We start from the raw sequence: 14551 nt of genomic DNA, 5'->3' as shown, positions 1-14551 counted from the left end.
ACGGCAGCCCCGCCCAGACAGGAGCACGGACATGCAGCACCGCATCGTCGTCCTCGGAGCCGGCTACACCGGCGCCACCGCCGCCGGCCGCCTCGCCAAGCGGCTGCACCACGAGGACGTCACCATCACCCTGGTCAACCCCGAGCCCGACTTCGTCGAGCGGGTCCGGCTGCACCAGCTCGCGGCCGGCCAGGACCTCAGGCCCCGCCCGTTCTCCGAGGTGTTCGCGGGCACGGGTGTGGAACTGAAGCTCGCGAAGGTCACCGCCGTGGACGTGGACCGCAAGACGGTGACGCTCGCCCCCGCCAGCGGCGGCGAGCGGGAGGAACTGGAGTACGACACCCTCGTCTACGCCCTCGGCAGCGGCTGGAACGACGGCGGTGTCCCCGGCGTCGCCGAACACGCCCACGAGATCGCCGGCCGGGCCGGCGCCCTGCGCCTGCGCGCGCGCCTGGCCGCCCTGGAGGCCGGCCGGCCCGTGGTCGTGGTCGGCGGCGGCCTGACGGGCGTGGAGGCCGTCACCGAGATCGCCGAGGCCCGCCCGGACCTCGACGTCGCGCTGGCCGTCCACGGCGTCCTCGGCGGCTGGCTCTCGGAGAAGGGCCGCGCCCACCTGCGGAAGGTGGTGGACGGTCTCGGCATCACGGTCCACGAGCACACCGCGGTCGACGCCGTGGAGGCGGACCGCGTGAGGACCGCCGACGGCCGGACCATCCCCGCCGAGGTCACGGTCTGGACGACGGGTTTCGCGGTCCACCCGATCGCCGGGGCCACCACCCTGGAACTCGCCGACCGCGGCCGGATCGTGGTCGACTCGACGATGCGCTCGCTCTCCCACCCGGACGTGTACGCGGTCGGCGACGCGGCGATGGCGATCGGCCCGGGCGGCGAGCCCCTGCGCATGTCCTGCGCCTCGGGCGTCCCCATGGCCTGGCAGGCCGCCGACGCCATCGCCGCCCGGCTCACCGGCGCCGAGGTCCCCCGCGTCCCCATCCGTTACGTGCAGCAGTGCATCTCGCTGGGCCGCAGGGAGGGCCTGATCCAGTTCGTCACCGCCGACGACCGGGCGGTCGACCGCGCCCTGACGGGCCGCATCGCCGCCCGCTACAAGGAACTGATCTGCAAGGGCGCGGCCTGGGGCGTCGCCAACCCGACCCTGGGCCTGCCGACCCGTCGCCGGCGGGTCGTACGGCAGGAGACCCCTGACCGCGCCCGCGCGCAGGCGGCGGCCTGACCTCGCCACGGCCGAACTGCCGCCAGCGGCAGGCTCGGTGCGCCAGTACGCCAGCGGTCGACTGTCAGTGCTCGGGCTTACCGTCTGGTCCATGGCGAAAAGACCTTCTGACACATGGCGTACCCAGATGGCCGAGAGGGCCCGCAAGGTGGCGACCGGGGCCCTGGCCCCGGAGAGCGCCGGCGCGGCCGTTCCCTACCCGGAGTCCTTGCTGCTGGCGACGGACGCCGCGCTGGAGGCGTTCGAAGACGAGGTGCGTGCGCTGCGGGACCCGTCCGACGACGCCGTCTTCGGGACCGTCGAGCGGGTGGTCCTCGCCCTCAACGCGATCGACGGGGACGACCGGCACGGCGGCGCGGGCTTCTGCACACTGGAGCGGGAGCAGCTGTGCGACTACATCGACCTCACCCTGGGCGGCCACGGTGTGGACGTGACCGCCCTGACGGCGAGGCGGGGCCTCGACCGGTCGGAGCTCACGGACCGCTGGCGCGACTGGTGAGGGCCGTGCCCTGCGGCGGCCCTCCCCCACCGGCGGCGAGATCGATCACCGACACGGTGTCCTCACCGCTGTTGGCGACATAGAGCCGATTGCTGTGGGGCTCGAAGGCCACGCCCTCGGGCTGGGAGCCCACCGGGAGGGTGGCGCTCACGCTGCCGGACGCGGCGTCGATGACCCTCACGGTGCCGTCGACGTGGGTGACGTAGGCGTCACCGCGGGAGTCGACCGCTATACCCTCGGGCCCTGCGGCGACGTCGAGTTCGGTGACACCACCGGTGGCCGTATCGATCATGGACACCGTGTGGACGCCCGAGTCGGCGACGTAGACGCGACGCCGGGGGCCGTCGATCGCGATACCGGTGGGCTGCTGTCGTACGGGGATGGTCGCCTCGACCGCGCCGGTCGCGGGATCGATCACGGAGACCGTGTTGAGGTCGGGTTGCGTGACGAAGACGCGGTGGCTCACCGGATCGACCGCCACACCCAGGGCGCCGGGCACCTCGCTGAACGGGGGTGCGAAGGGGGGCAGTTGGCCGCCGAGGCCGATGGCCGACAGCCTGGCGCTCCCGCGGTGGGTCACGTACGCGCGGGCCAGCTGGTGATCGACGGCCACCCGCGTCACGGGGGGTGACGGGCCGGCGAACAGGCCTTCGACACTGACGGTGGCGACGAGGTGGTGGGACTTGTCGAGCATCGAGACGGTGTTGTCGCCGCCGTTGACCACGCAGGTCCCGAATTGAGGATCGGTCGCCACGCCCTCGGGGCGCGATCCGACGCCGAGGGTGGCACTCACCGTGTTGGTCGAAGAGTCGATCACCGACACGGTGGCGGCGCCGCTGTTGGTGACGAAGACGCGGCGCTGGACGTCCACCGCCACCGCCAGTGGCTTCGCCCCCACCGGGATGCTGGTGACGACGCGCGGTGGTCCGGTGCGGGGTGTGTTCATGACGGCACGGCCTTCGCGATCGAGCGGCCCGCGGGGGGCGCTCTGACAGGCCCCCTCACTTCAATGCAACCGCCGTCGGCGGGAGTCCGCCAGTCATGCACGGTCAGCCGTGCACCGTCAGTCATGCACGGCCAGTCATGCACGGCCAGTCATGCACGGCCTCCCCACGGGCCGCGCCCCGTCGCCGGCGGGCACCGGTCCACCGGGAAGAGCGACAGGGCGCCGGTGATCTGCAGAAGACGCTGGAGCTGGACGTTGGGGGCGGCCAGGCGGATGACGGTGCCACTCTCGTGCGCTGCGCGTCGCGCGGCGAGGAGCGCGTTCAGCGCCGAGGAGTCGCAGAAGGTCAGGCGGCTGCAGTCGACCGCCACCGGCCTGGCCGACGAGGCCTGGGCGAGAGCCTCGAAGAGGGCGAGCCGCAGGGAGGCCGCCGTCTCGATGTCGATCTCGCCGGTGGGCCTGACCGCCACGGTGTGGTCCAGGACCTCCACGGCGATGTCGTTGCCGCCTGCCTCCTGGAGTGGGCGTTCGGCCATGGTGATCCCTCCTTGGATCTACGGGCGTGACCCGCCGGCGTCAGGTGCTGCGCTGGTCGCGGATGTCCTGGCGGAGCTGGTCGGTATGCCGGGTCAGGGCGTCGATGCGTTCGGCGAGCTCGGCGTCCTCGGCCCGCAGATGGGCCCGGGTGTCGGTCAGGGGACGGACGAGGCGGGCGGCGTCGTTGTCGGCGAGGGCCTCGTTCAGGTCCCCGATGGCGTTCTGGGCACTGGCGGGCAGCCCGGTGAGGGCAGTGATCTGACCGGCGAGCCGGCGCAGGTCGGCCGCGTTGTCGCGGGCCCAGGCGGAGACGGTGCGATCGGCGGCTCGCGTGTCGCGGGTCGCCTGGACGCGTTCCTCGCCGGTGCTTCCGGCGGTGCCGGGGCGCAGCCTCAGGTAGCGGCGCTCGGCGGCCTGACGGCTGGCGACCCCGAGGGGGCCCGCGAGGTCGGCCCAGCTCGCGCCCCGCCCGCGGGCGGTCTCGATCAGACCGCTCTCCCAGCCGGCGAGCTGCTCCCGCACCTCGCGCAGCGTCAGCAGCGCGGCCAGGGCCGGGTGCGGGCCGGGGTCCGTCGCGGGCGCCGCGTCGGCTGCCGACGCCGTCGCGGAGTGCTGCTGCGCCTCCTTCAGGGCCTGGTTGATGGCCTCCAGCGCCGCGGCGGCGGCCAGGAAGGGAACGGGTGCTGTCGGCTCGGCGGCCTCGTTCATGGCGTTCTCCGTCGCTCTGTCATCCTCCAGATGACTCCTTGCTTGTCATCGTTTCGATGACATGTTACAACAGGAGCACGTGGAAGCGCATTGGCAGTCTCTGCCTGAGCCAACTGGAGGTGTTTCGCGATGTTGATGCGCACTGACCCGTTCCGCGAGATGGACCGGATCGTTCAGCAGCTGTCGGGTGCCTCGGGCACGTGGTCGAAGCCGTCCGTGATGCCGATGGACGCCTACCGCCAGGGCGACGTGTACGTGATCGCCTTCGACCTCCCCGGCGTGAGCACCGAGGCGATCGACGTCGACGTCGAGCGGAACATGCTGACCGTGAAGGCCGAGCGCCGGCCCGCGGAGAAGTCCGAGGGCGTGCAGATGGAACTGTCCGAGCGGCCCCTCGGCGTCTTCTCCCGCCAGGTCATGCTGGCCGACACCCTGGACACCGAGCACATCGAGGCGGACTACGAAGCAGGCGTCCTGACCCTGCGGATCCCGATCGCCGAGCGTGCCAAGCCCCGCAAGATCAGCATCAGCGGCGAATCCGGCCGCAAGCAGATCTCCGGCTGAACAGCCCGTCACAGCCCGTCACCAGCGGCGGAGGACGGGGAACCGCCCCCCTCCGGCACCCCGCCCTCCGCTCCCCGGCCCCTCGCCTAAGCCCTTAGCCCTTCGCCCCGCCCTCCCCCGGAGGAGACGTGATGTCGATGCGCTGGGAGGCGTTCTTGGACCAGGTCCAGGAACGCGGCAAGTATCAGACCCGAGCGGAAGCCGAACGCGCGACCCGCGTCGTCCTGGCCCTGCTGGGCGCACACCTGGTCGGCACCGTACGAGCCGAGCTCGCGGCCCGGCTCCCCGAGACGTGCGCCCTGATCCTCCTCAACCCCCTGCCGGCCGCAGAACCGCTCTCCCCCGAACGCTTCGTCCGCGCCACCGCGGCCTGGATCGAGGGCGCCACCGAGAAGACGGCCCTGTGGGACATCGGCGCCGTCCTGTCCACCGTGGCCGCCGCGGCGGGGGACGTCCTCACGCGCGAGGCCCTGCTCCAGCTCCCGCCCGGCTACGACCTCCTCTTCGGCCACCCACAGCCCACCTGACCCGCCACCGCCCCCGCCGCCCGCACCGACGCCACCGCCCGGACGCCGAACCATCGAAGAGAAAGGCAACCGCAGCCCCATGTACGACCAGCCTCGACCGCACCTGGCCGCCCCCGCCATGACGTTCGAGCAGATGCTGGAACGCGTGCGCTACGAAGGCGCCTACCCCACCCGCGAACGCGCCGAGGCGGCCGTCCGCACCGTCCTCGCCGCCCTCGGCCGCCAGGTCACCGGAGAGGAACGCGTGGACCTCGCCCACTGCCTGCCCGTCGAGGCCGCTCTCGCCCTGACCGCCCAGATCCCCGACACCGAACAGCTCACGGGCTGGGGCTTCATCAAGGACATGGCCGCCCGCACCGGCGCCACGCCGGCCACCGCCCGCTGGGACACCGGCGCCGTGCTCGCCATCGTCTCCCGCCTGGCGGGACCCGACCTGCTCGCCCGGATCCTGCGCCGGCTCCCCGGCGGCTACGCCCTGCTGTTCGGCCAGGCGGAACTGCGCCAGCCCGAGCCCGCGGCCTGATCCCCCGAATGAATATCTGTGTCCGCGGTCTGAGAATTTAACAGACCCCGCCAGGAGAGTTCTTACCGCAACGCACAGCGCGAAAGCATTTAACCTACACAGGACACTGCGACGTGCTACTGTCGATCTCGGTTGCAGTTTTGGTACCCAAAAACTTCAAGCGGTTCCGGTCGGCCCCCGCGCCGCACGGAAGCGCTTCATATTTCCCGGTGTCTTTTCCGGGCGGGGCATCATCGCGGCGACACGGTGACCGCACTGTGCGGCCGCTGGTGTACTGCCCCAAGGGAGATATGACATGGCTGCTGGCACCGTGAAGTGGTTCAACGCCGCAAAGGGTTTTGGCTTCATCGAGCAGGACGGGGGCGGCGCTGACGTGTTCGCCCACTTCTCGAACATCGCCGCCCAGGGCTTCCGCGAGCTCGTCGAGGGCCAGAAGGTCACTTTCGACATCGCGCAGGGCCAGAAGGGCCCGACGGCCGAGAACATCCTTCCCGCCTGACGCCGACGTACACGTGTAGCTGGGGCCCGCATCCCTCGGGGTGCGGGCCCCAGCTGCCCGCATTTCCGCAGTGTTTTGACCTGCAACCCCCGTGACGCGACGTCACGCATTTCAGCACTCGCACCGCCACCCATTTCCGGTGGACCGAGTTCGCTCTCGCATTTCATTTCGGCCGTTCTCGTGATTCCCCGCGCTGCTCCTCTGCTGCGGGAATTCCTTGATACGCGCCGTATCAAGGAAGGTTCTGAATGAACCCCGTACGTACGAACGACCGCTCTTCCCGCACCCGCAGCCGCACCGGCGGCCCCGCTTTCGGCTCCGCCGCCGGCTCGGGTCGCGGCAGCCGCTTCGGTTCCTCCGCCCCGAGCCGTTCGGGTGGCGCCCCGAGCCGTTCGGGTGGCGCCCCCAGCCGTTCGGGCGGGGCTCCGAGCCGCTCCGGCGGCTACGGCCGACGGTCCTCCGCGGTGCAGGGTGAGTTCGCCCTGCCGAAGACGATCACTCCGGCGCTGCCCGCCGTCGAGGCGTTCGCCGATCTCGACCTGCCCGCGGAGCTGCTCGCCGCGCTCGGTGTCCAGGGGCTGACGATGCCGTTCCCGATCCAGGGGGCGACGCTGCCGAACTCCCTCGCCGGCCGTGACGTCCTCGGCCGCGGCCGGACGGGCTCCGGCAAGACCCTCGCCTTCGGCCTGGCACTCCTGGCCCGCACCGCCGGACAGCGCGCCGAGCCCCGCCAGCCGCTGGCCCTGATCCTCGTACCGACCCGGGAACTCGCCCAGCAGGTCACGGACGCGCTCACCCCGTACGCCCGCGCCGTCAAGCTGCGCCTGGCCACCGTCGTCGGCGGGATGCCGATCGGCAGGCAGGCCAGTGCGCTGCGCGGTGGCGCCGAAGTCGTGGTCGCCACGCCCGGACGCCTCAAGGACCTCATCGACCGCGGCGACTGCCGGCTGAACCAGGTCGGCATCACCGTCCTCGACGAGGCCGACCAGATGGCCGACATGGGCTTCATGCCGCAGGTCACCGCGCTCCTGGACCAGGTGCGCCCCGAAGGCCAGCGGATGCTGTTCTCCGCGACGCTGGACCGCAACGTCGACCTGCTGGTCCGCCGCTACCTGACCGACCCCGTCGTCCACTCGGTGGACCCCTCCCAGGGCGCGGTCACCACGATGGAACACCACGTCCTGCACGTCCACGGCACGGACAAGCACGCGACGACCACCGAGATCGCGGCCCGCGAGGGCCGGGTGATCATGTTCCTGGACACCAAGCACGCCGTGGACCGCCTCACCCAGGACCTGCTCAACAGCGGGGTCCGCGCCGCAGCCCTGCACGGCGGCAAGTCGCAGCCGCAGCGCACCCGGACCCTGGCCCAGTTCAAGACCGGACACGTCACCGTGCTGGTGGCGACCAACGTCGCGGCGCGCGGGATCCACGTCGACAACCTCGACCTCGTCGTGAACGTCGACCCGCCGACCGACCACAAGGACTACCTCCACCGCGGCGGCCGCACCGCCCGCGCCGGCGAGTCCGGCAGCGTCGTCACCCTCGTCACCCCCAACCAGCGCCGCGACATGACCCGCCTCATGGCCGCCGCCGGCATCGTCCCCCAGACCACCCAGGTCCGCTCCGGCGAGGAGGCGCTGCGCCGCATCACCGGCGCCCAGGCCCCCTCCGGCATCCCGGTCACGATCACCGCGCCGGCCTCCGACCGGCCCAAGCGCAGCGCCGCCTCCCGCGGCCGGCGCAGCCCCGCCTCGGCGGCCCGGCGCGCGAGCGGGCGGCAGACCTCCTTCAACGCGGCGGCCTGAACACCACTTGATCAGGAAACTGACCCATCTCTGCAGGAGGCACGTTGTGACGCTGGTCCAGATGCAGCCCCGCTCGGCGCACGCCCTCCCTGTGTACCGTGCGGTGGCCGAGGCCGCGGAAGCGGGCGGCGGCCCGCAGATCGGTGACGACATGACGGTCGAGGTGGCCCTGTCCGTCATGGCCAGCGCCCGTACGGGTCATCTGGTAGTGCTGGACGAGGACGGCCTGTGGGCGGGACTGGTCACCCAGGCCCAGCTCGCCGCCGTCCGTGACGGCGACGCGTACACGGACCAGATCCGGCTGCGCGACGTCCTCGGCGACGGCGGGGCGCTCACCTCGCACCTGACCGCGACGGCCGAGGCCGAGCTCGCCCTCGCGCGCTGAACCGCCTCACCGCGGTCCGACCCCTTTCCTCTTCTCCCTGTGAGGCATCATGCGCTGCGTCATCGCCCGCTTCCCGTTCGACCTGACCAAGAGCGGCGTCCTGGAATCGATGAAGGGCGTCAAGCCCGAGCAGGTCACGGGCGAGTCCGTGATCATCGGGCGCCGCACCTACCCCGTGAAGCAAGTCGGCCAGGTCATCACCCGCCAGGACCGCCGCGACTTCAGCGCCGGCGAAGTCATCCGGGCCATGACCCAGCTCGGCTTCACCTGCCGCGGCCTCCCCATGGCCGCCGCGCCCGCGCCCGCCCTCAGCCCGCTCCAGCGGGCCTCCGCGATGCTGGGCACCCCGGTGACCGTCTGACCGTCTGACGGTCCGACCGTAAGACGGGTCGACCGTCCGACACCCGAACAGAGCAGGGCCCGACCGGCACACGCCGGTCGGGCCCTTTCGCGTACCTGCGGGCGCCTGACCTGCGGCGCAGGCCGTTTTCCCCATCCTGACGCCGCCACGGAGGCCTAGCTCCCCTCGATGCACACGAAAATCTATCGCGGTCGGAGTAGACATTGGGCGGTGGCCTGGCTATGGTTTCTCTCGTAGCCCAGAGAGACAGCAAGGCCCGGCAGAGACGAACTGCCGGGCAAGCAAGATCAGTTGAAGTACGCAGAACGGTGCGGCGGTGGAGTTCCGAAGCCACGTTGTCGAAGGACGGCGACGGGACTGACGGCCGGACCGGGTGGCCCGCAGTGATCAGGGGCCGCCGTGAGCAGTGCCGCGGTTGACGCAGTGGCAGTACCCGCAAGTGCAGTGCGCAGTACCCAGCAGTGAAGTCAGTGAGCAGCACCTCGGTGAAGGCGTCGGCTGCGGACGCGCGCACCGGGAAGTTCGGCAGTGGGGTTCTAAGCCAGAGCAGATGCAGGATGGGCGACGGGGCTGGCTGCCGGAGAGTGGCGCTGTGACAGGCCACAGAGCAGTTCGCAGTACCCGTAGTAGGCAGTACAGCAGTAAGCAGTACAGCAGTATGCAGTCCCCCGTTGGGTAAGTAGTTGATCACCGAGGGAAGAACGGAGGAGCCCCGCGCCATCAGGATCGCCCGGGCGGCAGTCTGGAACCCGGGTACCGCAGGACATCGATAGTGAGGTGGTCTCCGGTCAAGCAACCGCGATCCCCGCACCCCCGACAGCGACTCGGTCGGGTTTGCGGAAACCGAAGGCCGGCGCAGTACTGAGGCCGGCAGATGGTGTAGTAGTTCCTTCGGGGCCCTGGTGCCGTTCGGCACCAGGGCCCCTCCACGCGTTCCATGAGAGAGGTTCAATGACAGCAGACGACTCGTTCGGCCGTCTCGACGACGACGACTACCCCGCCTACACCATGGGCCGGGCCGCGGAGATGCTCGGCACCACCCAGGGCTTCCTGCGTGCCATCGGCGAAGCCCGCCTCATCACCCCGCTCCGCTCCGCGGGCGGACACCGCCGCTACTCCCGCTACCAGCTGCGCATCGCCGCCCGCGCGCGGGAGCTCGTCGACCAGGGCACCCCCATCGAGGCCGCGTGCCGCATCGTGATCCTGGAAGACCAGCTCGAAGAGGCCCAGCGCATCAACGCCGAATACCGCCGCGCCGCCGAATCCTCGAACCCGTCGGACTCGGCCTGAGGTACGTGTGCCCGCCGGCTGCGGACAGGGTCTGCGGACCTGTCTGCGGCGGGGACCGCCTCCGCTCAGGGCGGCGCCGAGCCTTCGTCCCCGCTCCTCATCGGCATGTACCCGATGCACTCCACGTCGATCTGATCGGCGAGCTCCACCAGGACGCCGGCCAGCCCGAGGGCCGTACCCGGATCCAGCTCCGTCTCACCTTCGTACACCGAGTGCAGCCACCCGGAGGCGAGGCGTCGCAGCAGGGCCGTGACCTCGTCGGCCGGGATGAGCAGCTGGCCGTCCGCCACGGAGACCAGCGGAATGAGCGCGCTCATGGTGGCACCTCCTCCGCGCCGGGTATGTCGTAGGCCGCGCGGGCGTCGACCCGCGCCCCGCTACCACGGCCCTCCTGCCTCAGTCCGCGACCGGTGGCGGCTCGGGCTTCGGCGCCGGCGCCGGGCCGGGCCTGGGCGCCGGCCGCGGCGCCTGCGGGTCGACCGGGAACGGGCGCGTGGGAGGGGCGGGGTGCGGATCCCCCGGGTCCTGCGGGAACGGGCTGGTGGGCGGTCCGTTCTTCTCACTCTGCACGGCGCGCCACCCTTCGTGGACGTTCCGGCGCTCCCTGCCCCCTCGCCGGAATCCGGCCCCCACAGGCCGCTACCCCCTGCCGAAGCCGCTACGCAGGGCGACACGCCCGCCGTCGGCCCCCTCAGGTGAGGGGCTCGGGCGCCGGTACGGGACCGGGCAGGGGGCCGGGCTGCGGGTGCGGGTCGGGCCGCGGCGCGGGCGGCGGCTCGGGGTCCGGTCCGGGCTGCGGCGGGGCCGGCGGCACGGGATCGGGCCCCGGAGCCGGTACGGGACCCGGCACGGGCCCGGGCTGCGGCCCGGGGCCGGGGCCCGGCGCCGGGGTGGGGCTGGGAGGAACGGGATCGTTGGGAGGGGTACCCATGGCGCTCTGCTCCTTCGGTCGGGGACGTGTACGCGACGCCCGTGCGGGGACGTGCTCCCGGCGCTCCGGTCCCGGCACGGGTCCGAGCGGGAAGGCGTCCTCCGCCCCCCGCCTGCCCGCTCCCGTGTAGCCGAATCTCCGGGCCCGACGCCCTCGGGTCCGTCACCCGGATGCCCCCGCAGGCTGCGACCCGCTCGCGCCGCGCCGATCCTGGGGCCATGACGCCCCGCCGGCCGCAGGTCATCGTGCACGCACCCGACAGCCGGGGCCTGCGGGAGGTCAGCGTCGCAGGGCGGACCGTCGGCCGGGCGTGGTCCCTACCGGACCTGCGCCGGGTGCTGCGGCAGGCGGGGATGCCGCCGGACCTCGACCTCGGCCATCCGGGGGACGTCCGATGGCGGGCCGACCCGGGCCTGTGGCCGGACCGCCCCTGGCGGAGGCGGGCCCAAGCCTGCTTCATGACGCTCGGGCTGCTGGTGTCCGCCGCCGTGCTGTTCCGGGTGGGGCTCTCGGACGCCCTCAGGGCGCTGACCTTCGGGGGGCGTGTCATGGGGGTGGTGTTCCTGACCGGAGCGCTGCTGGAGACGGTCGCGGCAGGCGCCGTCTTCGACCGCTGGGGCAAGCGGGCCACCCGGTACGCGGCACAGTGCGTACTGCTGGGCGTCGTCATCGCGACCGTCACCAGCCTGATGTTCCTGGTCCTGCAGTGGGAAGGCGGCTACCACGCCGGGCTGTTCCCGCTCTGGATCGCCCTGGTGATGTGGTCCGCCTGGGCGTGGTGGGAGGTGAACCGTCAGAAGGTCTGGCGGGAGATCAAACACCCCAAGAGCTTCGCGACCGGCGTCGCCCTGTCGGCCCTCATCGGTTCCACGAGCGTGGCGTACTCCGCCATGTACACCCCGTACGTCGCCCCGCCCAAGGTCCCCTTCATGGCCTCCTTCGGCAAGCCGACCCTGAACGCCGCCGGCACCAGTCTGTACGTGCCGGCCCGCTTCATCACGAGGACTTCAACCACCCCGTGCGCATGCTGGCGGCCGGCCAGACCGCCTCTGCGGGCAGCCGCCTCGACCCGGGGGACGATTTCTCCAAGGATGCCGTCATCGAGGTGCCGCTGCGCGATTCCTCCCCAGGGCGCCTCCAACTCGCCGCCGCCGTCTCGCTCATCCGGGCGGACCGCTGCAAACTCTCCAACAGTTACCCGCAGTCGATCGAGTACTCGTGGGACGTGGACTCCGCCGATCGCAAGCACCTCTGGGACGCGCCACGGTGGCTCGCGAACCCGGGTGATGACTTCTTTCGCTACCGGTCGAGGATCTACCGCAGCAGCGCAATCATGAACATGACTCAGGCTCCCGAGTGGGCGGCCATGTGGTGGGTGATCCCGAAATGGCACGAGGGCGAACTCTTCGCCCCCGGAGAGACCATCCCCTACATGCAGGTCCACATCTCCCGCGACCCGAACAGCCGCGAAGTGCTCAGCGAGGACGAGCAGGAGCCCTACGGGATGAAGACCAGGTCGACGGCAGTGGACCGACCGGTCGCCCTGCTTCGGCGGGCGGCGGAAAGCCCCTGAGAGACGCTGGACGCGCCGGCGCCGACAGCGGAAAAGAGCCGCTCTCCGCCCCTGCGATCAGCGGAAACCGCAGAGGAGTGAGCGGCGTTGGCGGGCTGTTCCCCGCCTTCGCGCACCGACTCGCCGGAAATCATTTCTCAATACCGTCTCGGATTCTTTGCGAAACCGGGACAAAATCACGCTGTGTCCGATGCCGGAGAGCGAAAAGCATCGGAGAAAACTGGGCGGCTATCGAGAGCCAGAACGCATGTCACCGAAAGCCTGAACTTCCCAGCTCCGACTGACTGTTCTCTGCATCCGATGGAGGTATCACCATGCCCTACTCCAGGACGGACTCCCGCAAGGCCCAGCAGAACCGACGGACCGTTGCGCGCGCACCCAGAGCCCACGTCTTCTTCCTCCTCCTGCTCTTCCTCGTCACCGCCACGGTGACCGGGCCGGCGGCCCAGGCCCGAACCGCCTCGCCATACGGCATCAGGGCGGTGGCCGTGGCCGCGTCCAAACAGGGCTCGCCGTACGCCTACGGCGCGACCGGTCCCAAACGCTTCGACTGCTCCGGCCTGACGCTCTACGCCTTCCGGCAAGCCGGCAGACGACTGCCGCGCACCGCGGGGCAGCAGTACGCGCACACCCGCCACATCTCGCGCAGCCACCGCGCGCCGGGTGACCTGGTCTTCTTCCCCAAGGGCCGCACCATGGGCCATGTGGGCATCTACGCCGGCCACGACAGGATCTGGCACGCCCCGTACCCGGGCACCCGCGTGCGACTGGAGAAGATCTGGAGCAGCAGCGTCCGCTACGGGCGCGCCACCTGACAAGGACGGCGCGCGTCGCCGAGGGCGCGGGACGCCCTCGGCCCTCCCCTTCACGGTGCCGCACGGAGTCCCCGCGGGGCCGTGCATCCCGACGTCACGTCGGCCATATAGACCAGTTTTTACGATTTACGACCGATTGCTGTGAAATATGCGTGACTCCTTCCACGTGACGGCGTATCACTACCTCCGGCAGGGAGTCGCTCTCGGTCCCGCTCCCGGGGAGCCTGCGCGCCGGCGCGGGCAGGGGGCCTGCGGCCCTGGCCAGCCCTCGTCGCGGGCGCTCGGGAACCTCTTTCGGGAGGGCTGAGACCCGGAGCAACAAGAAAGGTCCTGCTGTGGCATTGGATGGCATCCGGTCGGGTCCACCCGACCAAAAACCTCGACGCAATCTGTTCAAACGGGGAATCCTCGTCCTGCTTCCCGCAGCGCTCCTCGCGGCTGCGACCCTGGTCCCGAACCTCGCTCACGCGGCGGAAGCCCCCGTGAACCTGGGGACCGCCACCAATTACGCGGTCCTGGCCGGTTCGACGGTCACCAACACGGGCCCCACCGTCATCAACGGCGACCTGGGGCTCCACCCGGGTAGCTCGGTGACCGGCTTCCCGCCCGGTATCGTCAACGGCACGCAGCACATCGCCGACGCCGCCGCCGCTCAGGCGAAGTCCGACCTCGTCATCGCCTACAACGACGCTGCGAGCCGGGGTCCCGGCACCGCCACTCCGCCCGACATCGGCGGACTGACGCTGGCGCCCGGCGTCTACACGGCCTCGTCGACGCTGAACCTCACCGGAACGGTCACTCTCGACGGCCAGAACAACCCCGACGCCGTCTTCATCTTCCAGATTCCCGAGACCCTGATCACCGCTCCGGCGAGTGTCGTGGCCCTCATCAACGGGGCCAATGCGTGCAACGTGTTCTGGCAGGTGGGCAGCTCCGCCACGCTCGACACGACCACCCAGTTCAAGGGCACCATCATGGCTCTGGCGTCCATCACGCTGAACACCGGCGCCGTACTCGAAGGCCGCGCCCTGGCGCGCAATGGTGCGGTCACGCTGGACACCAACACCATCACGAGGGCGGCCTGCGCCGTTGGCCCGCCCGGGCCTCCCGGACCGAGCGGTCCTCCCGGCCCGACGGGTGAACCCGGCCCGACCGGCGCCCCCGGCCCGACGGGTGAACCCGGCCCGACCGGCGCCCCCGGACCGACCGGCGCCCCCGGCCCGACGGGTGAACCCGGCCCGACCGGCGCCCCCGGCCCGACCGGCGCCCCCGGCCCGAGCGGCAGCCCTGGCGCCCCCGGCCCCACCGGCGCCCCCGGACCGGCTGGCCCGACCGGCGCCCCCGGCCCGAG

Annotated in this window: 17 protein-coding genes and 1 pseudogene; 13 read left to right on the top strand and 5 right to left on the bottom strand. The window is 71.4% G+C overall.

Annotation, left to right across the window (positions count from 1 at the left end):
- Window positions 1-31: 31 nt before the first annotated feature.
- Complete coding sequence (locus tag AC07DU_RS23355; protein ID WP_479113328.1) at window positions 32-1234, top strand: NAD(P)/FAD-dependent oxidoreductase; 1203 nt, start codon at window positions 32-34, stop codon at window positions 1232-1234.
- Between the two features lie 127 nt (window positions 1235-1361).
- The gene (locus tag AC07DU_RS23350; RefSeq protein WP_360896569.1) at window positions 1362-1733 is read left to right on the top strand and encodes a hypothetical protein; all 372 of its coding nucleotides are present in this window, start codon (window positions 1362-1364) and stop codon (window positions 1731-1733) included.
- Here AC07DU_RS23350 and AC07DU_RS23345 read toward each other — a convergent pair.
- The 3 genes from AC07DU_RS23345 to AC07DU_RS23335 all read right to left on the bottom strand — a co-directional run bounded on the left by AC07DU_RS23345 (window position 1708) and on the right by AC07DU_RS23335 (window position 3924).
- Window positions 1708-2679 (bottom strand): YncE family protein, encoded by a 972-nt coding sequence (locus tag AC07DU_RS23345; RefSeq protein WP_479113326.1) that lies wholly within the window; start codon window positions 2677-2679, stop codon window positions 1708-1710. The two genes, AC07DU_RS23350 and AC07DU_RS23345, sit on opposite strands and share 26 nt — an antisense overlap.
- Before the next feature lie 149 nt (window positions 2680-2828).
- Window positions 2829-3215, bottom strand: a complete 387-nt coding sequence (locus AC07DU_RS23340) for an STAS domain-containing protein (protein ID WP_479029533.1) — start codon at window positions 3213-3215, stop codon at window positions 2829-2831.
- A 40-nt stretch (window positions 3216-3255) separates the two neighbouring features.
- Complete coding sequence (locus tag AC07DU_RS23335) at window positions 3256-3924, bottom strand: HSP18 transcriptional regulator (RefSeq protein ID WP_479113324.1); 669 nt, start codon at window positions 3922-3924, stop codon at window positions 3256-3258.
- A 129-nt stretch (window positions 3925-4053) separates the two neighbouring features.
- Here AC07DU_RS23335 and AC07DU_RS23330 point away from each other — a divergent pair, with 129 nt between their 5' ends.
- The 8 genes and pseudogenes from AC07DU_RS23330 to AC07DU_RS23295 all read left to right on the top strand — a co-directional run bounded on the left by AC07DU_RS23330 (window position 4054) and on the right by AC07DU_RS23295 (window position 9881).
- The gene (locus tag AC07DU_RS23330; RefSeq protein WP_360896557.1) at window positions 4054-4488 is read left to right on the top strand and encodes an Hsp20/alpha crystallin family protein; all 435 of its coding nucleotides are present in this window, start codon (window positions 4054-4056) and stop codon (window positions 4486-4488) included.
- 131 nt (window positions 4489-4619) lie between these two features.
- Window positions 4620-5015, top strand: coding sequence for a DUF2267 domain-containing protein (locus AC07DU_RS23325; RefSeq protein WP_479113322.1), 396 nt, complete (start codon window positions 4620-4622; stop codon window positions 5013-5015).
- Between the two features lie 79 nt (window positions 5016-5094).
- Window positions 5095-5538, top strand: a complete 444-nt coding sequence (locus AC07DU_RS23320; RefSeq protein ID WP_479029531.1) for a DUF2267 domain-containing protein — start codon at window positions 5095-5097, stop codon at window positions 5536-5538.
- 295 nt (window positions 5539-5833) lie between these two features.
- A complete protein-coding gene (locus AC07DU_RS23315; protein WP_360896548.1) occupies window positions 5834-6037 on the top strand; it encodes a cold-shock protein in 204 nt (67 codons plus the stop codon).
- 248 nt (window positions 6038-6285) lie between these two features.
- Window positions 6286-7845 carry a DEAD/DEAH box helicase gene (locus AC07DU_RS23310; RefSeq protein WP_479113320.1) on the top strand — a complete coding sequence of 520 codons (1560 nt, stop codon included), beginning with the start codon at window positions 6286-6288 and terminating at the stop codon, window positions 7843-7845.
- Between the two features lie 46 nt (window positions 7846-7891).
- A pseudogene (locus AC07DU_RS23305) lies at window positions 7892-8221 on the top strand (CBS domain-containing protein); the annotation flags it as partial.
- A 58-nt stretch (window positions 8222-8279) separates the two neighbouring features.
- Complete coding sequence (locus AC07DU_RS23300; RefSeq protein WP_360896542.1) at window positions 8280-8591, top strand: SCO5918 family protein; 312 nt, start codon at window positions 8280-8282, stop codon at window positions 8589-8591.
- Between the two features lie 951 nt (window positions 8592-9542).
- Complete coding sequence (locus tag AC07DU_RS23295; protein ID WP_361951950.1) at window positions 9543-9881, top strand: MerR family transcriptional regulator; 339 nt, start codon at window positions 9543-9545, stop codon at window positions 9879-9881.
- Window positions 9882-9946: 65 nt separating this feature from the next.
- On the opposite strand, the gene AC07DU_RS23290 is transcribed toward AC07DU_RS23295, so the two are convergent.
- Window positions 9947-10198, bottom strand: coding sequence for a DUF6213 family protein (locus tag AC07DU_RS23290; protein WP_479029527.1), 252 nt, complete (start codon window positions 10196-10198; stop codon window positions 9947-9949).
- A 1407-nt stretch (window positions 10199-11605) separates the two neighbouring features.
- Window positions 11606-11827, bottom strand: coding sequence for a hypothetical protein (locus tag AC07DU_RS23285; protein WP_479113318.1), 222 nt, complete (start codon window positions 11825-11827; stop codon window positions 11606-11608).
- 3 nt (window positions 11828-11830) lie between these two features.
- Between AC07DU_RS23285 and AC07DU_RS23280 the strand changes: the two genes are divergently transcribed.
- The 3 genes from AC07DU_RS23280 to AC07DU_RS23270 all read left to right on the top strand — a co-directional run.
- Entirely contained in the window at window positions 11831-12385 is a 555-nt protein-coding gene (locus tag AC07DU_RS23280; protein ID WP_479113316.1) for a hypothetical protein, read from the top strand.
- Window positions 12386-12699: 314 nt separating this feature from the next.
- Entirely contained in the window at window positions 12700-13200 is a 501-nt protein-coding gene (locus AC07DU_RS23275; protein ID WP_479113314.1) for a C40 family peptidase, read from the top strand.
- 482 nt (window positions 13201-13682) lie between these two features.
- On the top strand, window positions 13683-14551 hold an 869-nt coding region (locus AC07DU_RS23270; RefSeq protein ID WP_479113312.1), incomplete at its 3' end, for an ice-binding family protein.

This window comes from Streptomyces sp. NPDC045695 (assembly GCF_056432025.1).
Note: the sequence above shows the minus strand (reverse complement) of the source record. Positions and strands in the feature narration are given on the sequence as shown.